Genomic DNA, 23,687 nt, shown 5'->3' on the forward strand with positions numbered 1-23,687 from the left:
TGTAAGCTTTCCTTCAATGGGTTTATCTAAGCGTCGACTCCCCCCATAAAGTGCTCTTACAGCTCGTAAACGCGTTTCGATTGCAAAAAGGAGGCCTTTTTGGAAATTACGCAGTTCTCCAGCCGTTAAAATGCAAAGCCCTGGCAAGCGTGAATGTAGCTTGTCAGGGCTTTTGTTGCCCAGCGAGGTTATCAAATGGTGACCTGAATGCGCACTTTTCAGCTCAATCTCAGAATCGCTTAGTCGGCAATCGCAAATATCTACTTTACAAACACAAATTTCTTCGACATGCTTATTCCATCGACTTGTAAATTACATATATAGGTCCCGGAAGGGGCATTTTGAAGCCAAATTGGATAGTTGTACCGGCCTGGTGCGTGACTACCCTCTGCCAATTTTTTCACCGAATTGCCAGACAAATCAATTACTTCAAGTCTGATATTCGCCTGATACGGCATGGTAAAGGTTATATTTGACGATTTATCGGTTACTGGATTACTTCCTATAAAAAAGTTGAAACTTGAGTTGATATTTTCTTGTGGTGTCTCGGCGGATAATCGCCCTCCACTTAATCCACAGAAAGCACCGCTGATGTATTCAGGAGTGATTAGCCAGTTTCCATTTGAATCTTTGACAAAACATCGGCCGTTTACATAAGCAGTCTGCGTGGTAGCGGACGGAGCAACTCGGGAGTTCCAATTATACACGCTATAACCGGCCGCCGCTTGTATTGGGTACCCAGGCAGACCTATTTGAAAGCTTGCTATCGGCGGAGTTGAGGCGGAAAACAAATTGCTGGTCGTTGCGTAAATCGAGTTTCGCCACAGAGTAGCTGCGTCAGTTAAACCACTCTGGAAAAAATGTAAGCCATCGTATCGTTTAGTTGAGCCATTTATTCCGTCCGTCGAAGGACCGGCTTTCACATTATTACCTGCTACGGCGATTATATTATTTTGACCGCTAATAACATTTGCGTCTGTGGTATTACTGACACTGACATATGAAACCCGGGCAACAAACCACGTCAAGTTTGAAGAGCCGAAATCAGTCCGGGATTGATTGATGACGACTTGTAACCTGGATTGATAGTCTACTGCGGTTGTATTTGCAACATTGTCTGACTCACCTTGATGCCACAATACAGCCTTCACTCCAAATATTTTCGCATAGTACTTAAGGATATTCTTCAATGACCGATATGGTTGTCCGAGTGCGTCGGCAGCGGGTATCGATGGATTGTAATTTTGACAAGCGGGTGCTCCCGCCCAACCCGTCGCAAGATTTTGAGCTCCCAGGCTCCAATTCTCCACTGTGGTTCCTCCCATTGCCGCATTGAAAAAAGCGGTAGGGACTCCATAATTCTCGGCGATCTGTTTACCGAGTGGGGCGTAATACCAACTGTTAAAACCGCTGGGGCCGGTTCTAAAACTAGGATTTGCCTGGTTAATGAGTTTTACCATTGTCGGCAATTGATCAGTTTCCGGTTTGCATGCACCATCATAATTGTGAACATTTACGCAATCCCAAGAATCTGAGGTAAGCATTGTATTTGAATTGAATCCATCTGCAATCCCAGGACTTTGTGCATTTGACTGGCCTGCAACTACAAAAACATCTCCGACACCAAATATGATTGTTGCTGTTGCAGCTACTGTACCACTAACTCCACCAGTTGTAGCTTTGACCTGCAGATCATACCAACCAGCTGGTAAATTGCTGATCGTAGAATTAAAGACACCAGTATTGGTATTAGCCAAAAAATATTGTGTCCAGCCAACCTGGTCCCCATTTGGTGTTCCGGTGTCTAATGTCCTTTTTTGGATTTTGTAGAAAAAATCGAGGGCAGCACAGTCAACCTGGTCATTATAAAAGAATTGTCCGGCAAAAAATACATTTGCCTGATTAGACGAATTTCGTTGAAAAACGGACCGGTTGATAGGCCAGCTTATGGACATTGTCCCTAGAGGAGGAAGCGCGAACGCATTTATTGATGGGGCCAAGAAGAGCATGACAATGAATGCCAAAGATAATTTCTGGGTTTTTTGTACTGAGAAGATCATATTGCTTTCATTAATAGTTGAGAAATCTGTCAAGCTATTGTACTCTATTGAATTTTTGTTAATTCTTTCGCAAAGTCTCCGACATGAATTAATGGAATATTGGCTTCAAATGATTTATTGAACACTTTAATCACCTCGTTAGCTAGAACGGCTTGACCAATTGCAGAAGGATACATCCCGTCGCTGGAAAAGAAGTTTCCACCCGGATAACTAGGATCTATCTTAAGTCCATCATCAGTTATATAGTCTCCTTTTAAAATTGTTTTATAAATCGTATAAAAATCGACGATGGGGTAGTTAAATTCTTTTGACCACTGAATTACCATCTTATTGTACGCGTCGGGCCTGGACATTTCATCAGGCGTTATCACGTCTGTTTCCAACAGACAGTCATACTCGGTGAATTTTCCATCAAACAGTTTCCTTGTGTTTTGCGTGGGCAATAGGATTGAAGCAGCCGGCAATACCTCGGGGTTTGGCGATCCATTCCTCAACATATTGATGTCGATAGAATAAATTTGGGGCAGAGTTTTTGGATTGAAAATATGGAAATAAGGAAAGTCAAGAATGTCCGGTGAAGTTGCATAGACATACTTGGCCCCTTTTTGATTCAAGAAGTTTATTACATCAAGCTCCCAATACCGTTCACGTGCCGCTAAAATACCCGCTTGGCCTCCGTTTAGATGTATTTGGGTGTATATATCCGTATTCAGATCCACTATTGCTGCATTCGGATTTATTTGTGTAAGATAATCCCAAGCACTCCCTGCCTGCTTTGGAATGAATCGACTCAACAGCGCTGTCGGCATCTCCCCGGCAGTCCACAACAAATCACTATTTTCCCGCATTTTCATTGAAGGGTTTTCCTCATAAAATTTGATCGCGTACTCTAGCTGTGAAGTGGGATTTAATAAATATTTGTTTGGGTGATTTCCTGGTACCGAGAAATTGTGGATAGTGTTTTCGTCAGAGGGCGAAAGCCTCATCGAATCAGGTGACAAATATGCAAGATTATTGACAACCTTAGACCAATGCCCTTTTCCGTCAGCGACAAGATATCCCGTGCCGTTTCCTTTGTCGACCGAGAATAGAGGCTGCTTAAAATCGACTAGACCCATTTGTCGGGCTACAAGATTAGGATAGGATGTTAGTTGTCCCTGTCTGAAAAGGCCACCATCCCGATAACCAGCGGCGGTTCCTGTTCCAATAGTCAATAAAACGGCTTCAGTTCCGTTTACCTTGCTGATTTTACCAAGTTGTACAGTACCTGGCCGGGGTGCCCATGAAAAAGACGGATCAGCTTTCACCTGGACTGCGACAAAATTGGGAGATGCTGTTGTTTCTTGCTGTGCACATACTAAATTCTGGAACCAACAGCAGCAAACTGCTTCAAAAGCCACGTAGAGTTTGAAGAACTTCATAGTTTTAAAGGTTGAAATGAAGTGAAAATAACTTAGATGTAACCGCTTGTTCAAAAATAGAAATACTTTTGTGTACTTGCTAAAATAATTCTATATTTGGTTAAAACTTATTTTATGGTTACGAGCATAATAAAATTTTTCTTTCGCGCTTTAAAGCTTAAAAATCTTTGGCTTGCGTTGGTTTTGTTTGGTTTTAGTCAATGCGACAAAGAGGTTCCGGATCCAAACTTTGATCGATTGGTTAATGCGCAACAAGCACCTTTTGGTACCGATACAGTTCTTTTCAAGATTAAGAACGTGCATTACAACGGGGTATTGAGTAGCAGTTTTTATTATAAAAATGGCCTCCTGGACCTAATTAACCAGTATATTAAAATGGATTCGATGCGAATTGTATCAACTGTTGCCCCCAAACGTATGGGTGGCAAGATCCAATCTATTCTTGTAAGGCGGCCTGAGATTATAAGTGTGGAGGAGAATTATTTGTCATCTAACTGGATTGATTTGCAACTGTTGGATTTCGAATTATCAGCAGACGACAGCACGAGAGTGGTCAGCCAAGGCAAAAACTTTAACAATCCCGAAACAAAATTTATCTACTCATTCAATAAAGCAGGATTTATAACTAAGAAACAATGTCTAATACCCTCCACCCCTGTTTATAACTACAATGAAGTTTATTTTCGAGATCATTCCAATAATGTAGTCGTAATGGTCTTTGACAGATCAAACAATATTGGATCTGACGGGAAAACGTCCACGACAACCTACGAATATGATAACCGCCCTAACCCATTCTTTAAATTAGGTTTAAATAGCGGGAACGTTGTATCCATAAATTGCCTAAGTCCCAATAATATCATAAAGTCAACTTATGTGCGAGAAGATGGTAAAATTTTGATTTCGAATTACAAATATGAATATTTATCAAACGGCTATCCGAAAGCAGTAGCTGTTACTAGTACGCTCGATGGCCAGGATCTGGAATCGGTGGAAAGGTTTGAATATTCCTACTACAATTAAAATCGGAAACCTCTGGAACATTTTTGATGTACCCACATTTCAACAGATAGGATTTATCCAACTAATGAAAACCGACGTTCTGTTGGAGATTGCAGTAAAGCTGACCACCGGATTTCACTTTGGGATGCCCCCCCACTTCGGTTCAGATTGACCATCCTTCATTCTTTTCATTAGTAAATTACCTTCAAGTAAGTAGATTTGAACTGTTGGTCAATCTGTCACGGAATCAAGTGGTCTGTGGCATCCTATTTTTCAAACAGCCGTCATTGCCTTGAATTTCCTCCGGCTTTGTTTCATGTCTCGTCGGTTTAATGTTGACCTCATTACGAAGTGAATGTGTAGGCTTACCTGGAATTAGGACGGTGAAGGATTAGACTCGAAAAGAGCTAATTTTAACTGTCATGTGAAAAAGAAAAACTGCTCAGAGACCCAGATCGTGGCGATTCTCAAACAGTATGAGGGTGGCCGAGAAGCAATGGATGTTTGCCGCGAATACGGTATTTCCAAGGCGACCTTGTTCAACTGGCGCAAAAAATACAGTGGTATGGAGGCCGCGCAGTTGAAGGAGCTGAAAGCGCTCCAAGCGGCCGCCGCGCGGACGAAAACCGTCGATTAAAGCAGATGTATGCTGAACTGAGCCGCGCGGCGGTCCGACTGGACTATAAACTCGCCAAGGACATCATCGAAAAAAAGCTGTAGAGCCTTGTCGACAAAAGGAACTACGGGGCCGCCCGGCGGTGGAATGGGCTGTTGAAGAGAAAATATCCGTCGGCAGGGCTTGCAGGGTAGTCGGAATCCATCGATCCAAGTGGTACTATCGTAGCCGAAAGGATGATAGTCTAGTGATTGAAAAATTGCGGGCATATGCGGAAGTTTATTCCACAAGAGGCTTTGACGATTATTTTGGAAGACTTCGCAATGAGGGCTTAGTGTGGAACCGTAAAGGAGTTCTTCGTGTGTACCGACTGCTAAATTTGAAGCATCGACGTCGCCACAAACGCCGGCTACCAGCTCGAATCAAACAGCCCTTGCAAGTGCCCAATGAACCCAATAAGAGCTGGAGCGGACGCCGCACGGCATGGATTTTGTCTCCGATGCGCTGGTAAATAAACGTAAGATCCGTGCCTTGACAATTATCGATGATTGCAGCAGAGAAGTACTGGCGGCACATGCCGATTTTTCGCTTCCTGCTCAAAAAGTGATCGATGTTTTGGAACTGATCGCATTGGCTAGACCATATCCTGAACAAATTCGGGTTGACAATGGCCCGGAGTTCCTTGCCGATAAATTCAGGAAATGGTGTGAAGATAAAAACATCGCGATCCACTATATTCAGCCGGGAAAACCGATGCAAAATGGCCGTGGCGGCGGACCGCTATGTGGAACGATTGAATCGCACTTACCGCGAAGATGTCTTAGATGCCTATTTATTTGAATCACTAGAGCAAGTTCGCATTTTGTCCGACGAATGGATGGAAGATTATAATCGCTTTCATCCGCATCAAGCGCTGGCTGGCTTGGCACCAGCAACGTTTGCCAAGAAACTAGAAATGAATAAAGTCTAAGCATTCACCGTCCTCTTTAAGGTAAGGGCTTCATTCGCCCTAGCGATTATGTGGGTTATTTATTTGCCATTTATCCTGCCAATCTGCCTAATCTTCGGTATCCTCAATGGCGCGGGAAAAATGCTTGGCAACATAGTAAGCTGTATGTAGAGCGATATAACGAAAAATCGATAGATCGGCGAAGTCGAGCGCGCATCCATTTGAAAAGCCCTGCAAAACTTGCAGGGCTTTCTATTTAATACTAAGCTAATAGGTTATAACAAACCAATCATTCCAAGCAGGCCCCAAGTCGGCGTAGGCGGTGTTAACGGAGCGAACACAACCCTTATGCATCCGGTGTGGGCGTTAAAGGCCATAACGGGATTGTAATCTCATCTGCCGACAAAAAAAGCTGATTCTTATGAGTCAGCCTTTTTACTTGTAAAATATGGAAGCTATAAGAACTTATCAGCCTGCGTGTAAACGTACCGGACGGTATCCAACTCAGGTCGATACACCTCGCTTTCCATCACATTACTGATATCCATTCGATGTGAAAGATTCACCATTCCTGAGGCGGGATTATTAGCCTCGTTCAGGTAAAAAGTGATTTGGAATCCTTTCTTGGGAGAAATCCTGAACCACTGGGTTTCGGTCGATTTTTTGTTGTTTGTCGAATAATCCCAGGAGGATGCATCCATACTACCAGTTTCTTTAAACGTGTTCGAATAAGACGCAAACAAATAATACATGGCCCTGGAATTAAAAGCGCTGTCGTATTTAGTGTGGCTGCTGACTTTTAAATAAGCAGCACTGTCAGCTTTTGATATATCTACCTCCTTGTTTTGCTTATAAAGGGAAGTCAGGTGCCAGTAGCCATTGCTCTTATTTGCCTCTGGATTTGCACGTGCTCCTTCTGGCGTCTTCCAACCACAGCCGTTTAGCACTATCCCCATCAAAATGATTGAAATGAAAATTCCCTTTGTCATAATATGAAGTTTAAGGTACCACAGTGTATGCTGTCATGTTTGAACTGTTATAAAGAGTACCGCTACCAGTGATCCCCGTGTAATTGAACCAAGTATTGTTCTCCGAACTGTTACCCCACCCCCAGTTCATTTGATACATCGTATGGCGATAATGATAACAGAACCCTTGTTGGTCCGTATATATTGCATTCAAATCCTGCACGCCATCAATTACCCAAATGTGGGCACTGCCTAAGCAGGTCGTGCAGCCAGCTCCAAATACAACTACTGGCCTATGGGCCAAAAGCTCGTCGCGTACGCGACTTTCATTGTTCAGCCCGAAAAAGTCAAAGGAATTTGAAGTATAACCATGGTTATTAAAGAAATCTTTAACGTTTCCAGGGTAGTTCCAAGACTGGCACCCACTACCCGACGCAAAACCGCCACCTAAAAGTGGATCTGGCGTATTATAGTGAACGTCAAGGTCGTTGCCGACATCTCTAAGTAAATGTGCAACATTTGTTTGATTTTCAGCAGTCGGGGTACAGTTGCTAGAAGATAAACTAGGTTCCATACTGGTGAACATTGCAGTTGTGAAAGATCTCCCATTAGCAGTAATCGCTTTTTTATGATACCTAAGCACATGACCTACGGCCACCGCTCCGCACGAAGTTTTTGCTTTTCCGCATTGACCACTACAGGTAACAATAGTAGTCGATGGGCAGTAATAGTTATATCCTGTTCCCTGACGCCAGGTTGCAATGCTACTAGTCATATTTGAGATCGTAGTATTTTGCGGAATCGGGTGCGTAACAAAGTATTCGCAACTTGCTTCGGGTGTGTTAACTGGAGCATCCGATGTTCTTCCGTTGGTCACGTTGTTTTTTTCGAACGCTTTCCAGCTATTTTCCACGTCAATGTGAGCTTTTGTATTTTTTTCTACACCTTTGAAGTGATCGACGACCAAATCTCTCCAAAGTAAGATCCCGGGATTATCTGTATTCATATCGAATGATCCTTGGTCTGAATATGCCAATATTGGCGAAAGTCTGCGATCGGCCGACATCAGCAAAAAACCCTGATTCTCATCATAAGTGATAGAATAAAATACTGTCTTACCTCGGGCTTCTTTGAACTCCTTCATTTCTTTAACTTTTTTTGGCTTGGCTCCGGATGTGCGAGCACTTGCTACATTAAATCCACTAACGGCAAGTTCTAGGGCCTCGTTTCGGTCAATCGCGAAGGATTCAGGACTGGTCACCGTAGGATTGGGTTGATCCGTTTTTGAGCAGCTAAATACCAAAAGTGCTGCTGTGCAATAATGGAGTGCACATTTTACTAAAGTTCGTTTCATTTAAAACTAGGTTTGTGTGAGAGTTATTATTTGTACCCCATGTTTTCAAGGTGGAGCAAAATAGATTATTTAAATCCGAACCCGGTAATACATTTGCTCACGAGACATCTTTTTTCGACGAGCAATTCATATCGACCGACGAAGCTGCCTATTTTTTCGACGATGGCTTGTAGGTGTGTCTTAAACATTGTTACCTGACAGCGGAGAAAGAGTCCGGAATTTCACTATGCAATAAATCCGTAGCGAATGCCTTGAGGTGGCTCCGAAAAGCGGCACACATTTTTGCACAACGTGATGCAAAATGAAAGACCAAAAATCGGTGAAGACTCGTAGGAGCTATGATGCTGAGTTCAAACAAGAGATGATCAGAGTGCTCTTTTCGGGCAGAAGTGCCAGGGAGATTTCGGAGGGTTTTGGAATTGCCGAGAAGCGGTCCGCCGCCGCGGGTTGTCTGTCGTTGGAGAGAATGGTAACAAAAAAGACAAAAACGAATAGCGGCGAAAATGGCAACGACAAACCAGCGAAGCTAGCTGCGGAGTTGCTAAGCTCCGTGCGGAAAATGAACGCCTAAAAACCGACCGCGAAATTTTAAAAAAGGCATTAGGTTTTTTGAGCCAGTCCAACTCAGGGACGTCTATGAGCTGATATACTCATTTTCAAGGGCAGAAAAGATAAGCTACCTGTGCTCGCTTTTCGAGGCTAGCCGAACCGCTTATTATCGTTACAGGCAAGGGAAAAGCCACAATGCAGATAAAAAATATAACAGGCCTAAGCATGAGATCCGGAAGGAGTTTATTCTGAATTTCAAGCGATACGGTAGCAGGCGCATCAAGGAATCCTTGAAGCAGAAAGGTATAAAAATCGGGCGCAGAAAAGTCGCTGAAATCATGCGCAAAGAAGGATTAAGGGCTATTCAGCCGCCGAAATTTATTCTAAGGACAACAGATAGCAGACACGGGAAACAGGTATCTCCCAATCTTCTGCTTAGTCAGCCTAAACCAAGCAAACCTAATACTGCGTGGGTTTCTGATATTACGTACATGCCTTTAAAAGGTGGCAAATGGGCATATTTGTGCGTGTGGATGGAGTGGTCCGCCACCGCGGCTGTGCTCTCGTCAGGTAGTTGGCTGGCAATTGGGTGATAATATGCAGGAAACCCTTGTTGGGGAGCCACTGGAGGATGCTCTCCTGAGACGTAGGGTAAAGCCGGGCATGATCGTACATTCGGACCGTGGCGGACAGTATCTATCGCACAAAATGAAGAAACTACTTAAGGCCTTTAGGATGAAACAGAGCATGTCCCGTGCCGATGATCCGCACGACAATGCTTGGGCCGAGTCGTTCTGGAGTAGGTTGAAAGCGGAACCAAAAGGGAACCACGTCAATTTGCAAATAAGAAGATGCTGGAAGATAATTTTGGCTACTAGGATGTTCTTGAGATTTGTCACCCATTCGATAGGTAATAATATTTGAACATTTCATCTTTTAAGAAGCGATTTGGATAGAGGGGGATCTATGGCTTGATAAGCCAGGTCGACCACACCTGTACCCAAAAGGCAGGTTACCGAAGGTTACCGGATGTTTTGACGTGGATTGAATCGCAATGACGGACTCATCTTTAAAAAATTCACAATAACGAATTTTTTAAATGAAAAAAGCGCCCTTTGAGGCGCCCTCGGTCATCCCGCTGGAATCATCTTATTCGCCTAACTGTCTCAAAAACAGGGATATTTCAGACTTCAATTTCCAGGTTACCGGATAGGTTACCAGATGAAATGATCGATTATGAAGATATTTGACCAATTTCACTGACTAAGTTATGATTTTTGCGCCTCATCTCAAATTGATTCTTTACAATCTTTTTACGTATGGCGGAGTTTTAACTCTGTCATTCTATGGTATTAAGATCTGAACGGACTTGGTGCTTTTTACTAAGTGGGACCGTTTTAGCAGGAATGCGGGCGATGCTTACCAAATGATCAATATCCTGAGAAAAGTGGGAGTGGAGCCGCAGGCGATCGAACAGCCGCTCGACCTTTCGATTCCCGAAAATAAAATGATGCTAGCCTTTTATCTGGCTGCGCCCGAAGTAGAGAATGACCGCAGGGCTTTAAATACTTTTCATGGAATGCGACGGGCTAGAAAGGAGGGGCGCTATATGGGGGTGGCGCCAGTTGGCTACGTGAACAGGGTCACCGAAAGCGGGAAAAAATACATAGCGATCCATGAGCCATATGCTGGGTTAATGAAATGGGCATTCGAGGAGGTAGCCAAGGGCATACATTCCATAGAAGAAGTCAGAAGGCAAGCGCATAGAAGAGGCCTTAAATGCAGCAAAACCTGTTTCTGGCGCGCGCTGGGGAATCCGGTTTACTTTGGCAAAATCGAGGTGAAAGGTTATAAAGACGAAGAGTACCGCTTGGTAGACGGTCAGCACGAGCCACTGATTTCGGAAACACTATTTTACGACGTACAGGACGCGATTGATGGAAAACGGAAAAGGCACAGGCCTAACGTGAAAAAGCTGTCCAACGAAATGTTCCCGCTCCGGGGCTTTTTGGGTTGTCCCAAATGCAGCCGTATGCTGACAGCCAGCGCTTCGAAAGGCCGGAATGGTCGTTACCACTACTACCACTGCGTAGCTTCCTGTGGATGCCGTTATCCAGCCGAGCTCGTCAATGATGCTTTTGTCAGTGAACTGCAAAAATTCACACCAAGAAAAGTGACGGCCGAAATATTCCGGCAGCTGGTAACCGATGAGTTTTCAGATCAAGCAAAAACATCTCAAAATGAAAAGCGGCAACTGCTCGACAAAATCGATGCGCTTAATAACAGGCTCGCAAAAGCCAGAGAACTTTTGTTGTCCTCAGATATCGATCCCAAAGATTACAGAACGATCAAAACCGAGATTGAAGACAAACTGCTGAGGTTGGAAGCAAGATTAACCGAGTTGACAGACAATGCAGGAGGTGTTCAGGGCTTGGAAAAGATGATTGAAAAGGTGCTAGCGGTGCTTTTCAGGCTTGACAAGACCTATACCGGAGCAGACATCAAGTTGAAGCGTGAAATCATTGGTTCGATATTCCCCGAAAAGCTCATATTTACAGAAAACGGCTATCGAACCGGAAAAATCAATGAGGTGGCTTCGTTTATCTATCAGATAAACAGTGATTTAGCTAAAACAAAAAACGGAACTTCGGACGATTTCTCGCCAAAGTCCCGTTTAGTACCCAGAGCCGGAGTCGAACCGGCACGAGTGTTACCTCATTGGTGTTTGAGACCAACGCGTCTACCAATTCCGCCATCTGGGCATTGATCTTCTGGGTTGGGAGTGCAAAAGTAGGTATAAAAAGAGATTAAGCAAGCCATCGGTGCAAATTTTTACAAGAATTTTGTGGCAAAATTCAAGGCTCGTTGCTAACCTGCTTATTCATAGCGCAATGCCTCGATAGGGTCCAGGCGCGACGCCTTGATGGCCGGATAGATGCCGGAGAGCACGCCCACCATTACGCATATGGCAATGCCAACGGCCATCCAGAGCCACGGGACTACGAAGGTGGCGTTTTCGCTGATAACGCCGGTAATGGAGTTTCCAACGATGATGCCGAGGATTAGTCCGCCGATACCGCCGAGAATACAAACCACAATGGCTTCGATGAGGAATTGCATGCGGATCACGCGCGGAGTAGCGCCGAGGGATTTCCGGATGCCTATTTCACGGGTCCGTTCGGTAACGGATACCAACATAATGTTCATCAATGCAATAGAAGCTCCCAGCAGTGTCACAGTGCCGATTACGAAGCCGCCGATACGCAGATAACCGGTGATGTTCGCGAAATCCTTTACCATGGCATCGGCACGGTCGATGGTAAACGAATCCTCTTTGCCCAGTTCGTCGTTGCGAATCCGGCGCATCATGCCGCGGGCTTCCTCCACGATCATATCTCCATCAGCCACATTAGGAGCCGAGGCAGTGATGTTATAGGTAAGCGTGCGGTTGGCAGCAAGGCCGCGGCCATTTTCAAGCGGGATGAGGATGAGCCGGTCAGCGTTGTTGTTGCCTCCCAGCGAGCCCTTTTTGGCCAAAACACCTATTACTTTATACCGGCTGCCCATGAAGGTGATCTCCTTGTTGAGCGGATCGTTACGCTCGAAAAGTTTGCGTGCAATTTCCTGGCCCAGTACTGCAACATTCAGGGATTTCTCGAGATCATTCTTGTCGAGGTTACGGCCCAGGTCAATCTTGTAGCCGTTAATGCCCAGGTACTGTTCGTCGGAGCCCACTACATTACTGTTCGGGTTGGTTTTGTTGCTCCGGTAGTTGACCTGCACGGCACCGGCAATATCGGCGGAAAGCGATGCTGTGGCCTGGTAAGTAGCTTTGAATTTATCAGCGAAGGTTTTTGCCTGACGGTAAGTGACCGACGGATATTGTTTGCTGCGGCGGCCTCCGCTTCGGAAATCGTCGTCCACGCGGTTGCGGACGGTGAATGTATTGGCGCCGAGATCGGCGAAGCTGCTGTTAACCGACCCCTGAATACCATCGATGGCCGTGAGTATTCCCACAAGGGAGGTAATGCCGATGGCGATAATCATGGCTGTCAGCACAGTCCGGAGGAGATTACTTTGGATCGAACGCAGGCCTTCTTCAATATTTTCGCGTATAATCATGGCATATAAAGGTGGTGCACCAGAAACAAGGTTTGGTCGTTAGTAATAGTGTCTGCATGGAATCCGCACAGGGCGTGAAATGCGGCCGGACGCCGGGAACCGGTACGAGTTTTGTGACAGATTTCGGAACGTGCCGGATTCTTTATTATATTTAATCTTTACCTGAATGTAAAACTGCGCATGAAAGTCGAAAGAATCAAACCAGTGATACGCCTGTATATCCCGCTCGTCATTTTTTTGATAGGCTCGCTGAATGCTATGGCAAACCGCCTGCTGATCCCGATGGACGAGTCTCAAAAGAACCATTTGAAGGCTTATGGCATATCTTTCTGGATACTGAAGAACTATGAAATGGAAATGGACTGGCTCCTCAATTACCGGGGCGGCAGTTTTATGGTGGCTTACAATCAGCAGTTTGCATCGGAAATGACTGTACGGGGAGTAAGTTTTGAAGTTATTTCCGAAGGCCAGGCGGGGCAGATATTAAACCAGATCAGTTCGCCGGATGTGAATATGGACGCGGTGAAACTACAAAAAGCGCCCCGTATTGCGGTGTATTCTCCCAAATCCAAGCTCCCCTGGGACGATGCGGTGACGCTGGTACTCACCTATGCTGAAATTCCGTACGATGTAGTGTATGATGATGAAGTTTTGAATAACAAATTACCTGAATACGATTGGTTGCATTTGCACCACGAAGACTTCACAGGGCAGTTTGGGAAGTTTTTCCAGTACAAGGATTATCCCTGGTACCGTGAGCAGAAAAAGGAAGCAGAGGAGACCGCTACCAAGTTCCAGTTCAACAATGTACCGCAAATGAAGCTGGCGGTCGCCAAAAAGATTGCGGAGTTTGTGACCGGCGGAGGCTATATGTTCGCGATGTGCAATGCGACGGACACGTTTGATATTGCTTTGGCTGCCGATGGCATAGATATCGTGGATGCCATGTATGACGGCACACCAGCGGATCCCGCAGCGAATACAAAGCTGAATTACGGTAATTCATTTGCATTCCAGGATTTCAAAACGATACCTTATCCTTATGAAATTGAGTTTTCGGACATCGATAACCAGCCCGACGAACGTGGAATGGTCGAAGCGAACGACTTTTTCTCGCTGTTCCAGTTTTCGGCCAAGTGGGACCCCGTGCCGAGCATGCTCACACAAAATCACCAGACCATCATCAAAGGTTTTCTCGGGCAAACCACTGCCTTCAAGAACCGGCTTATCAAACCGGAGGTAATCATCCTGGCGGAGAATAAAAATGCCAAGGAAGCACGCTACATTCACAGCACGCATGGCAAAGGCTTTTTTACATTCTACGGTGGCCACGATCCGGAGGATTACCAACACCGGGTGGGCGAAGAACCTACCGATCTGAATCTGCACCCGAACTCGGCTGGCTATCGTTTGATTCTGAACAACATTCTTTTCCCGGCTGCGAAAAAGAAGAAATTAAAGACCTGACCGGAAAGTTAACACCGAAAGAAAAGCGTTTGAAATCACACCAACCGTGCGTTATCGCACGGTTTTTTGTTTTTATGAAGTTATGTAACTGATTGATTTTTAGTTATTTATCAATTGGCACGGATTTCGGATAAATAGAAGGGTATTAGCCATGAATTTTTCTACCGAAAACCTCCAATCAAATCCACATGGATCGGGAAATTGCACCGGAATATGTCAAGCAAAGCAGAAACCGCCGATGGGTGATCATCGGTGCCGCCGTGATAGGGCTGGCAGTTTTGTTTTACTTTTTTAAGAAATCGCTTTCCAGCACGCTCGAAAGTGCCCGCGTGAGAACCGGTACTGTCGAAACCGGCGACGTTGAAAACACGCTTACCGCGTCGGGAGAAATTATTCCGGCCTACGAGCAGATCTTTACAAGCCCTATCCGCGCGAGCATCAAGCGTATATTGCTTACACCCGGAACGCGTGTGAAACCCGGACAGCCGATTGTAGAACTCGACAAGTCGTTAACCGAGATCGAATTTGAACGCTACAAAGACCAGCTCGAACTGAAAAAGAACGGTATCGATCAGCTACGCATGAAGCTCAATAAGAATTTGTATGATGCGGAAATTAACGATAAGATCAAATCCCTCAATATCAACAAACTGAAAGCGGATTTTGAAGACGCTAAAAGGCTACAAAAAGTGGGTGGCGGGACTGTCGAGGACATTACCCGTGCCGAGAATGCATTGAAAATCGCGGAACTTGAAAAGCGGCAGCTGGAAAACGACCTCCGGTATAACCGAGAGTCGATGGGGGCGAGCTTGCGTGAAACCGAGCTGGGCGCGCAGATCGAAGGTAAAAACTTACAGGAATTACAGCACAAGCTCAAAATGGCCGACATCATCGCCGATCGCCCGGGCGTGCTTACGTGGGTGAACGAGAACATCGGTTCGTCGGTGAATGAAGGCGAAATGCTGGCGAAAGTGGCGGATCTGGGTAGTTTTCGGGTCGAAGGAAGCTGCTCGGATGTATATGCGGATCAGGTGAAAGCGGGGCTCGGGGCCATTATCAAAATCAATGAGGTGCAGCTGCGCGGGATAATTACACAGGTGAAGCCGGCTGTGAAGGACGGGGTGATCGGATTCACAATCCAGCTGGACAATGCCCGGAACGAATCGCTCAGGCCCAATATGAAAGTGGAGGTATACGTGGTGACGAGCAAGAGTGCCCGAACACTGCGCGTGGCGAATGGCCCGGCGTTTACGGGTAAGCGGAAACAATATGTTTATATTCTCGAAAACGGCAAGGCACACCGGCGAGAGATCGAAACCGGCCTTTCCAATTTTGATTATGTCGAAATCAAAAGTGGCCTGAAAGCGGGGGAGAAGGTAATCCTGACCAACATGAATGATTACGAACACCTGGAAGAGCTAACCATTCAATGATTATGAGAAAGCTTTTCCTCTGGATTCTCATTTTGCATTTCGGCGCCGTTTCCGCGCAAATCCGCAAGCTGACGCTCGAAGAAGTGGTACAGCAGTCGAAGGAGCAGTCGATCGCTTCCAAGCAGGCTGTAACGCAAAAAAAGACCAATTACTGGCAGTTTCGTTCGTTTCAGGCCGACTACAAGCCGCAACTGAGCCTGCTGGGAACATTACCGGGGTTTACACGATCGTACATCGAAGTAGTGCAGCCCGACGGTACAGTGTCGTTCCAGCCTGTTTCAAACAATAATTCCATGCTCAACCTGTCGCTCAGCCAGAGCATCGCCATGACCGGTGGTACTATTTATGTACAACAGCAAATGCAGCGTTTCGACGATTTCCAACGCAATGTGACGCGCTACAATGGCATTCCGTTTGAAATTGGCATTAAACAGCCACTGTTCCGCTTCAATCCGCTCAAATGGGACCGCAGGATTTCGCCGTTGAAATACCAGGAAGGCAACCAGCAGTATATTCAGTCACTGGAACAGGTGGCGCTGGATGCAACTGGGTATTATTTCGATTTGCTGGTATCGCAGGTGAATTTGCAGATCGCGGAGAAGAACCGGAGCAATAATGACACGCTCTTTAAAATTGCGAAGCACAAGCTGGAACTGGGTAAAATTTCTCAGAATGACCTCCTGCAATTGCAAATGGGCCTGCTTACGGCACAGAAGGATCTCGCTTCGGCTCAGCAATCGGCGGCTGTGGCGTCGCTCAAACTGAAAATGTACATGGGCTCACGCGACGAGCGCGAACTGGAATTGGGTATTCCGGCAGAAGCCAGCGAATTTGCGATCGATCCGCAGGTTGCCCTCGACGAGGCATTTGCAAACCGCTCGGCCTCTGTAGCATTCCGACGCCGGCTGCTCGAAGCCGAGCGCGATGTGCAGCAGGCACGAAAAGACAACGGACTGAATGCCACGCTGAACGCTACCTTCGGATTGTCGAACCAGGGCAGTCTCCCGCGCGATGTATATGTGAGCCCGCAGGATCGCGAGTTTGTAGAACTTCAACTCACGCTGCCCATCCTGACGTGGGGACGAAATAAAGCAAGGACCGAGGTGGCCCGAGCAGCTCAGGAATTTGCGCAGCAATCGGTGGAGCAGGATAAGCTTACCTTTGAGCAGGAAATATTTACCCAGGTAACCCTTTTACAAATGCTGCAAAAGCAGGTGAAACTCACACAGGTAGCCGATGGCATCGCCGCAGACCGATACCAGATCGCCAAAGAGCGTTTTATCCTCAGCGATCTCAGCGTAACCGACCTCGGCATAGCCACGCAGGAAAAGGACATCGCGCGCCGCGATTACATTCTCGCGCTGCGGGATTACTGGCAGGCCTATTACAGTTTGCGGCTGCTGACACTTTATGATTTTGAGCAGAACCGTAAGATTGCCTATTGAATAATTAAGTCAGGTTTAGTCAAGTGTTGTCTGGTTTAATTCTGTTTCTTGACAATTTTATGACTACTTCTGACCATACCTGACTACCTCCCGACCACACCTGACACTTGACTAGGCCTGACCTTTTAAACCATTCAAAACGTCTAACATACCAGTACCGTGCCATGATCAAACTCCAAAACGTAGAAAAAGTGTACCGTACCAGCTCGATCGAAACGCTGGCATTGAACAACATCAACATTGATGTCAAGAAAGGCGAGTTCGTTTCGATAATGGGGCCCTCGGGGTGCGGGAAGAGTACTTTGCTCAACATTATCGGGCTCCTCGATGCGCCTTCAAAAGGACAAATCGAGATCGATGGCTCGCCCGTGGAACGCTATACCGACAAACACCTGGCCGAATTGCGTAACCGCAAGCTGGGCTTCATTTTTCAGAGCTTTCACCTGATCAATGATTTATCAGTGATAGATAACGTCGAAATTCCGCTGCTTTACAGGAATACGTCGGCCCGGCAGCGTCGCGAACTCGCGCAGGCGGCGTTGGAGAAAGTGGGACTGAGTAACCGCATGAAGCATTTTCCCAAGCAACTTTCGGGCGGGCAGAAGCAGCGCGTCGCCATCGCCCGGGCGATCGTCGGTAATCCCGAAATCATCCTCGCCGATGAGCCGACCGGTAACCTCGACAGCGCGATGGGAAATGAAATCCTCGGCATTCTGCAAAAGCTGAATACCGACGGCGCCACCATCGTCATGGTCACCCACGACGAAGCCATGGCAAAGAAGACCGACAGGTTGATACGGCTGTTTGACGGGACGCAGGTTAGTTAATGTTGAATGATTGACCCGGTCACTCATTCAACATTCAGTCATTCAATCATTCGGTCATTCAAAATTCACTACCGATGCTCTCAAACTATATAAAAATCGCCTGGAAGGTATTGCTGCGGCATCCTTTCTATACTTTCATCACGCTGTTCGGTATTACGCTTACGCTGACCGTGCTGATGGTGGTGACTTCTTTTCTCGACCATCTTTTCGGAGCACATTATCCGGAGGCCAAGCGCGGCCGCTCCCTGTATATTGCTACCATTCTTCAAACCGATTCGGCGAATACGACAATGTCGTCGGGACCTGCTTCTTTTGATTTTTTGAAGAAGTATGCCAAGTCATTGAAGACTGCCGAGCGGGTGTCGATCATGAATAATTTCGGCTTTTCCAATGCCTATGTGAATGGCAAGCGGATCAAACTGAATACCAAATATACCGATGTCGATTTCTGGTCGGTGACTGATTTCGAATTTCTGGAAGGCAAGCCTTACGACGATACCAACATTCGCAACGCCGACCATGTGGCAGTAATTACCGATGCCCTGCGAAAGCAGTATTTCGGTAGTGACGCCGAATCTGTGGTTGGGAAAACAATCGATATCGAAAACATCAACTACCGGGTGATCGGAGTTGTGAAGGGTAGCCCGCCGACGCGCGTCTACACCTATTCGGACGTGTATTTTCCTTACACTGCCCCTAAAAGTAACTACGAGGAAAAAGGAATGCGCGGGCGCTTCGTGGCCATTGTTTTGGCTAAAAGTCCGGATGACCTTCCTGCCGTTCAGGCGGAATTCGATAGCTATATTGCCCGTATTCCCCGCTCGGAATATTCGGATAATAACCGTTTCAATGTGCTGATCGTCAAAGCGGAAACTTATTTCGACCATTTCCTCAGTATGTTCACACGGGGTGAAAAGGACCGTATTACCCTTTACGCGATCGTGGGGCTGGTGCTGCTGATGATCATGGGGCTGCCGGCCGTGAACCTGGTGAATGTCAACGTTAGCCGCATCCTTGAACGGGCTTCTGAGATCGGTGTCAGAAAGGCTTTCGGGGCACCTTCGAAAGCGCTTTTGTGGCAGTTTATTATTGAAAACGTATTTATCACTTTCATCGGCGGTGGGTTTGCATTGATATTGACATTGGTGATCATCCATTTCATCAATTCCAGCGGATGGATCGCGTATGCCGATTTGACCATCAACCTGCCGGTGTTTCTGATCAGCGTGTTGGTATGCCTCGTTTTCGGACTACTCTCAGGTGTTTTGCCTGCATTCAGAATGTCGAGACTGAAAATAGCGGAAGCGCTAAAAGCTTGACTTAATCAGGGCTTTGAATCACAGTGGCACCAATGCGGCCACTCAACATTCAGTCATTCAATCATTCAAAATTGACTACCATGCTACGACATCTTTTCAAACTGATATGGAATAAAAAAGGCACGCATTCCCTGCTCATTATCGAGGTGTGGGCCGCTTTTATGGTGCTATTCGGCGTACTCACGCTTATTGTTTTTAACCTGCGCAACTACCTGCAACCGATCGGTTTTCAGTACGAACAAGTGTGGAACCTTGAATTGTCGTCCAACCAGGATACCACCGACCTGGCCCCGAAATTGCAACGCGCCATACAGCGCGTGCGCTCCTATTCCGAAGTGGTTGCTGCAAGTCGCATGAGCAGTAACACACCCTTTTCGGCCAATCAAATCGGCAATTCGGTAACTTATAATAAGGTGAGTGTAGGTGGGGACTTTTATTACACCGACACCGAGTTGGCCAAAGTACTTGATTTACCTCTTAAGAAAGGCCGATGGTATGCCGAAAGCGACCTGGTCGGCAAGTTCATTCCGATTGTGATTAACCAGGCTATGGAAGATAAATTGTTCCAAAACGAGTCGGGCCTGAACAAGGTCGTCAAACGTGACGACAAGACTTCCTACAAAGTGGTCGGCGTTGTCGACAAGTTCAAGGCGAAAGGGGAGTTTATGTCGGACAGCCCCGGCCTGTTTCAAATGCTGGAAAAAAACGACCGTTGGAACGCGAACATATTAATCAAAACCAAACCCGGCACGGATGCGCACTTTGAGGCGCGTCTGGTGAAGGACATTGCGATGATGCTGCCCGGCTGGGGCGTGGAAGTGGGTTACCTCAAAGATTCGCGCAAAACCCGCCAGAATCTGACCCTCGTTCCCGTGCTGGTATTCCTGATTGTGAGCGGATTCTTGCTTACGAATGTCGCATTGGGCCTTTTCGGTGTTTTAAACCTCAATATTGCCAAACGTAAGGGCGAAATCGGTCTGCGTCGGGCCATGGGCGCCACAGAGTCCGGAGTTACCGGCCAGTTTCTCGGTGAAATATGGGTGCTGGCGACATTCAGCCTCATTATCGGCCTTATTTTTGCGGTACAGTTCCCGCTCATGAATGTTTTTGACCTCGATAAGGAAATTTACATCATCGCGATTTTGGCTGCCGTCGTGGTAATTTATATCATTGTAACACTATGTGCCTGGTTCCCCAGCAAGCAAGCCGCTACGATACATCCGGCCGTTGCTTTGCACGAGGAGTAGTTAATGATTGAGTGAGTGACCGGGTCACCGGGGCGATGAGTGAATGAAAAAGTCAGGTGTGGTCATTTATAGTCAGGTATTGTCATTGGTGATCCATCGGCAACATCTGACCAAGCCTGACAAGATTTGACAATACCTGACCATCACTGACCACACTTGACAATACCTGACAAGATTTGACAATACCTGGCAGCAGTTCAGTAATCAGCTGTCCGCTGTTAAAAGACATCGTTCATAAAACGCCACCATGCTCCTAATCGTAGACGACGACCTTGCCATCCGCACCTCTCTCTTGCTTCTTTTGAAAAAGGAGGGTTTCGACGTGCGCGGGGCTGGGTCGCCGGAGGAAACGTTTGAAATACTGAAAGCGGTGACCCCGGAGCTGATCTTGCTCGACCTTAATTTTTCGATCGAAACGTCGGGCCAAGAGGGAATGCATTTGCTGCAACGGATCAAAAAGCATAATGCAGCTATACCGGTAATCCTGATTACCGGCTGGGGGACGATCGATCTCGCGGTGCGGGGAATGAAGGAAGGTGCCGCTGATTTTGTGACGAAGCCGTGGCAGAACGATTACCTCATCCAGTCTATCCGAACGATTCTGAACCTGGCTAAACCGGCGCAGCAGGCGGGCAGCAGGCGGAAACTGGACCAGCAATACCATTTCGAAAACATTGTGGGTGAAGATCCGAAGCTGCTTGATATCCTTGAAACCATCGGCCGGGTTGCACCTACGGATGCGCCCGTGCTCATTACGGGCGAAAGTGGCACGGGTAAGGAACTGGTCGCCGAGGCTATTCATTTGAACAGCCGACGCAAAATGCGGCCATTCGTGAAGGTAAACCTGGGCGGCATTTCGTCGACCTTATTTGAAAGCGAGCTGTTCGGACATGTGCGCGGCGCATTCACCGACGCCAAAGCTGATCGTATGGGACGCTTCGAAATGGCGCATCGGGGCACAATCTTTCTGGACGAGATCGGGGAGTTGGAGCTGTCGAGCCAGGTAAAGTTGCTCCGTGTGTTGCAGGAGCGGACGTTCGAGCCGCTGGGCAGCAGCAAGAGCCGGACAGTGGATGTGCGGGTTATTTGTGCTACCAACCGGAACCTGGAAGAAATGGTGGCGCAGGGCACATTCCGCGAAGACCTTTATTACCGCATTAACCTGATCACTGTAAAACTTCCCGCGTTGCGTGAGCGACCCGGCGATATTCCGCTTCTCTCCGCATTTTTTGCCGATAACCTGAAAGCCATTTACAACCGGCCGGAACTGAAAATCAGCAATGCGGCTTTGAAATGGCTCAAAACATTACCGCTGCAAGGCAATATCCGGCAGCTCAAAAACCTGGTGGAACGGACTGTACTCCTGGCTGGCAATAATGTGCTGGAAATCGACGATTTTCAGCGCAACTTAAATGCAGGCAACGCCGCATCGGTGCAAAAGCACGTGCCGGAAGTAGGCAGCATCACATTGGAAGAAATGGAGTACCAGATGATCGTCCGGGCGATGCAGCATCATCAGAACAAGGTCAGCAAGGTAGCCCGCTCGCTGGGGATTACCCGCTTTGCATTGTACAGGCGGTTGGAGAAGTTCGGCATATCCTTTGATTCGGAGGAAGTATGAGGTTGTCCACGAAGACGAAATACATTGCCTACATCGCGACAGTACACCTGGTACTGGTCCTGCTGGTTTATAAACTGCTTTTTGAGAATAAGGCCCTTTTTATCGCCTCGGAAGTGTTTTTACTGCTGTCGGCTGGAATGTCTATCATTCTCTACAACAACTTTATGCAACCTATCCAATTTGTGAAGTCCGGAATTGAAGCCATCAAGGACAAGGATTTTTCGATCAAGTTTGTCCCGACCGGCAAAGGGGAGGTCGATGTGCTGATAGAAGTTTATAATTTGATGATCGACCAACTGCGTGAGGAGCGGATCAAGCTGAACGAGCAGCATTTTTTTCTGGAAAAACTCATTGAAGCTTCACCCATTTCCATCATTATCCTCGATTACGATGATCGCATAGAATCACTCAATAGCAAGGCGAAAAGCCAATTTGGGCAGGAGAATGGTGCATTAATCGGGAAAAAGCCGGAGGAAGCCGGCCTGCCATTGCTCGCCGAACTTGCCGGCCTGCCGGATGGTGAATCCAAAATGGTCAAGACCAATGGCATTGCTACGTTCAAGGCACAGCGGTCGCACTTCATGGACCGCGGTTTCCGTCGGTCCTTTCTGATGATTGAGGAATTAACCAATGAAATCCTCGAATCGGAAAAGAATGCATATGGCAAGGTGATCAGGATGATGGCTCATGAGGTGAATAACACCCTGGGCGCCACGGATTCGATATTGCAGACGACGACACATTTGTTGCCGGATACCGACTACGGCGATATCAAGGACGCATTGCATGTTGCGTCGGAGCGCAATCAGCAGCTCACGCGCTTCATGCGCAACTTCGCGGACGTGGTGCGCCTTCCCGCACCCGTGCGGGAACGTACGGATATGGGCCTGCTCGCACGTGATGTGACCATATTTATGCAGAATGGGGCATCTGTGCGAAATGTGAAGGTGATAAGCGAATCGCACGAGAATGTGTTCTGGCATGTCGACAAGGGACAAATGGAGCAGGTGCTGATCAATGTGATCAAGAATGCGGTAGAGGCTTGTGAAAGTGGACAGGAGGTGCGGATCAGCGCGACTAGCGACCGCCTGGTCATTCGTAATAACGGAAAACCGATCGACCCGGATGTAAGTAGTCAATTGTTCAATCCGTTTTTCAGCACCAAGCGCGACGGACAGGGAATCGGTCTCACATTAACCCGCGAAATACTGGGAAATCACGGCTTCGATTTTGCATTGGAAACAGGGTCCGATGGCTGGACCGAGTTTCGTATTGAGAAATAGGTGA

The 23,687-nt window shown here is 47.0% G+C and carries 20 protein-coding genes, 1 tRNA gene and 1 pseudogene; 16 read left to right on the forward strand and 6 right to left on the reverse strand.

Annotation, left to right across the window (positions count from 1 at the left end; translation table 11 throughout):
- Positions 1-260: 260 nt before the first annotated feature.
- Together ACQ4MZ_RS12250 and ACQ4MZ_RS12255 are read right to left on the reverse strand one after the other, a co-directional pair.
- The gene (locus ACQ4MZ_RS12250) at positions 261-2,093 is read right to left on the reverse strand and encodes a sialate O-acetylesterase (protein ID WP_430845368.1); all 1,833 of its coding nucleotides are present in this window, start codon (positions 2,091-2,093) and stop codon (positions 261-263) included.
- Between the two features lie 11 nt (positions 2,094-2,104).
- Complete coding sequence (locus tag ACQ4MZ_RS12255) at positions 2,105-3,481, reverse strand: hypothetical protein (RefSeq protein WP_430845369.1); 1,377 nt, start codon at positions 3,479-3,481, stop codon at positions 2,105-2,107.
- 114 nt (positions 3,482-3,595) lie between these two features.
- Between ACQ4MZ_RS12255 and ACQ4MZ_RS12260 the strand changes: the two genes are divergently transcribed.
- The 4 genes from ACQ4MZ_RS12260 (at position 3,596) to ACQ4MZ_RS12275 (ending at position 6,069) form a co-directional block, all read left to right on the forward strand.
- Positions 3,596-4,504, forward strand: a complete 909-nt coding sequence (locus ACQ4MZ_RS12260; protein ID WP_430845370.1) for a hypothetical protein — start codon at positions 3,596-3,598, stop codon at positions 4,502-4,504.
- A 403-nt stretch (positions 4,505-4,907) separates the two neighbouring features.
- A complete protein-coding gene (locus ACQ4MZ_RS12265; protein ID WP_430845371.1) occupies positions 4,908-5,120 on the forward strand; it encodes a transposase in 213 nt (70 codons plus the stop codon).
- 462 nt (positions 5,121-5,582) lie between these two features.
- Positions 5,583-5,939, forward strand: a complete 357-nt coding sequence (locus tag ACQ4MZ_RS12270; protein WP_430845372.1) for a DDE-type integrase/transposase/recombinase — start codon at positions 5,583-5,585, stop codon at positions 5,937-5,939.
- Complete coding sequence (locus tag ACQ4MZ_RS12275) at positions 5,860-6,069, forward strand: integrase core domain-containing protein (protein WP_430845373.1); 210 nt, start codon at positions 5,860-5,862, stop codon at positions 6,067-6,069. Before ACQ4MZ_RS12270 ends, ACQ4MZ_RS12275 begins: the two co-directional genes overlap by 80 nt.
- Before the next feature lie 434 nt (positions 6,070-6,503).
- Here the strand turns inward: ACQ4MZ_RS12275 and ACQ4MZ_RS12280 are convergent, their stop codons facing one another.
- Together ACQ4MZ_RS12280 and ACQ4MZ_RS12285 are read right to left on the reverse strand one after the other, a co-directional pair.
- Complete coding sequence (locus tag ACQ4MZ_RS12280; RefSeq protein ID WP_430845374.1) at positions 6,504-7,037, reverse strand: hypothetical protein; 534 nt, start codon at positions 7,035-7,037, stop codon at positions 6,504-6,506.
- 10 nt (positions 7,038-7,047) lie between these two features.
- Positions 7,048-8,370, reverse strand: coding sequence for a C10 family peptidase (locus ACQ4MZ_RS12285; RefSeq protein WP_430845375.1), 1,323 nt, complete (start codon positions 8,368-8,370; stop codon positions 7,048-7,050).
- 301 nt (positions 8,371-8,671) lie between these two features.
- Here ACQ4MZ_RS12285 and ACQ4MZ_RS12290 point away from each other — a divergent pair, with 301 nt between their 5' ends.
- The 4 genes and pseudogenes from ACQ4MZ_RS12290 to ACQ4MZ_RS12305 all read left to right on the forward strand — a co-directional run.
- On the forward strand, positions 8,672-8,941 hold the full coding sequence (locus tag ACQ4MZ_RS12290) for a hypothetical protein (RefSeq protein ID WP_430845376.1): 270 nt from the start codon (positions 8,672-8,674) through the stop codon (positions 8,939-8,941).
- 208 nt (positions 8,942-9,149) lie between these two features.
- Positions 9,150-9,512, forward strand: a complete 363-nt coding sequence (locus tag ACQ4MZ_RS12295) for an IS3 family transposase (protein ID WP_430846394.1) — start codon at positions 9,150-9,152, stop codon at positions 9,510-9,512.
- Positions 9,424-9,843 carry a transposase gene (locus ACQ4MZ_RS12300; RefSeq protein WP_430845377.1) on the forward strand — a complete coding sequence of 140 codons (420 nt, stop codon included), beginning with the start codon at positions 9,424-9,426 and terminating at the stop codon, positions 9,841-9,843. Before ACQ4MZ_RS12295 ends, ACQ4MZ_RS12300 begins: the two co-directional genes overlap by 89 nt.
- 448 nt (positions 9,844-10,291) lie before the next feature.
- Positions 10,292-10,849, forward strand: a pseudogene (locus tag ACQ4MZ_RS12305) (recombinase family protein); the annotation flags it as partial.
- Between the two features lie 748 nt (positions 10,850-11,597).
- On the opposite strand, the gene ACQ4MZ_RS12310 reads toward ACQ4MZ_RS12305, so the two are convergent.
- Together ACQ4MZ_RS12310 and ACQ4MZ_RS12315 are read right to left on the reverse strand one after the other, a co-directional pair.
- A tRNA-Leu gene (locus ACQ4MZ_RS12310) sits at positions 11,598-11,681 on the reverse strand.
- A 115-nt stretch (positions 11,682-11,796) separates the two neighbouring features.
- Positions 11,797-13,041 carry an ABC transporter permease gene (locus tag ACQ4MZ_RS12315; protein WP_430845378.1) on the reverse strand — a complete coding sequence of 415 codons (1,245 nt, stop codon included), beginning with the start codon at positions 13,039-13,041 and terminating at the stop codon, positions 11,797-11,799.
- A gap of 204 nt (positions 13,042-13,245) precedes the next feature.
- Between ACQ4MZ_RS12315 and ACQ4MZ_RS12320 the strand changes: the two genes are divergently transcribed.
- The 8 genes from ACQ4MZ_RS12320 (at position 13,246) to ACQ4MZ_RS12355 (ending at position 23,683) form a co-directional block, all read left to right on the forward strand.
- Positions 13,246-14,508: an asparagine synthetase B gene (locus ACQ4MZ_RS12320; RefSeq protein WP_430846396.1), complete on the forward strand. Its 1,263-nt coding sequence runs from the start codon at positions 13,246-13,248 to the stop codon at positions 14,506-14,508.
- 188 nt (positions 14,509-14,696) lie between these two features.
- A complete protein-coding gene (locus ACQ4MZ_RS12325) occupies positions 14,697-15,941 on the forward strand; it encodes an efflux RND transporter periplasmic adaptor subunit (protein ID WP_430845379.1) in 1,245 nt (414 codons plus the stop codon).
- Positions 15,938-17,386, forward strand: coding sequence for a TolC family protein (locus ACQ4MZ_RS12330; RefSeq protein ID WP_430845380.1), 1,449 nt, complete (start codon positions 15,938-15,940; stop codon positions 17,384-17,386). Before ACQ4MZ_RS12325 ends, ACQ4MZ_RS12330 begins: the two co-directional genes overlap by 4 nt.
- Before the next feature lie 164 nt (positions 17,387-17,550).
- Positions 17,551-18,213: an ABC transporter ATP-binding protein gene (locus tag ACQ4MZ_RS12335; protein WP_430845381.1), complete on the forward strand. Its 663-nt coding sequence runs from the start codon at positions 17,551-17,553 to the stop codon at positions 18,211-18,213.
- Positions 18,214-18,287: 74 nt separating this feature from the next.
- Positions 18,288-19,532, forward strand: a complete 1,245-nt coding sequence (locus ACQ4MZ_RS12340) for an ABC transporter permease (protein ID WP_430845382.1) — start codon at positions 18,288-18,290, stop codon at positions 19,530-19,532.
- An 80-nt stretch (positions 19,533-19,612) separates the two neighbouring features.
- Positions 19,613-20,779: an ABC transporter permease gene (locus ACQ4MZ_RS12345; RefSeq protein ID WP_430845383.1), complete on the forward strand. Its 1,167-nt coding sequence runs from the start codon at positions 19,613-19,615 to the stop codon at positions 20,777-20,779.
- Between the two features lie 247 nt (positions 20,780-21,026).
- Positions 21,027-22,400 (forward strand): sigma-54-dependent transcriptional regulator, encoded by a 1,374-nt coding sequence (locus tag ACQ4MZ_RS12350; protein WP_430845384.1) that lies wholly within the window; start codon positions 21,027-21,029, stop codon positions 22,398-22,400.
- Positions 22,397-23,683, forward strand: coding sequence for a sensor histidine kinase (locus tag ACQ4MZ_RS12355; RefSeq protein ID WP_430845385.1), 1,287 nt, complete (start codon positions 22,397-22,399; stop codon positions 23,681-23,683). Before ACQ4MZ_RS12350 ends, ACQ4MZ_RS12355 begins: the two co-directional genes overlap by 4 nt.
- Positions 23,684-23,687: the final 4 nt, after the last annotated feature.

It is taken from the genome of Dyadobacter sp. BHUBP1 (genome assembly GCF_050587785.1).
In the GTDB taxonomy this organism is placed as follows: domain Bacteria; phylum Bacteroidota; class Bacteroidia; order Cytophagales; family Spirosomataceae; genus Dyadobacter.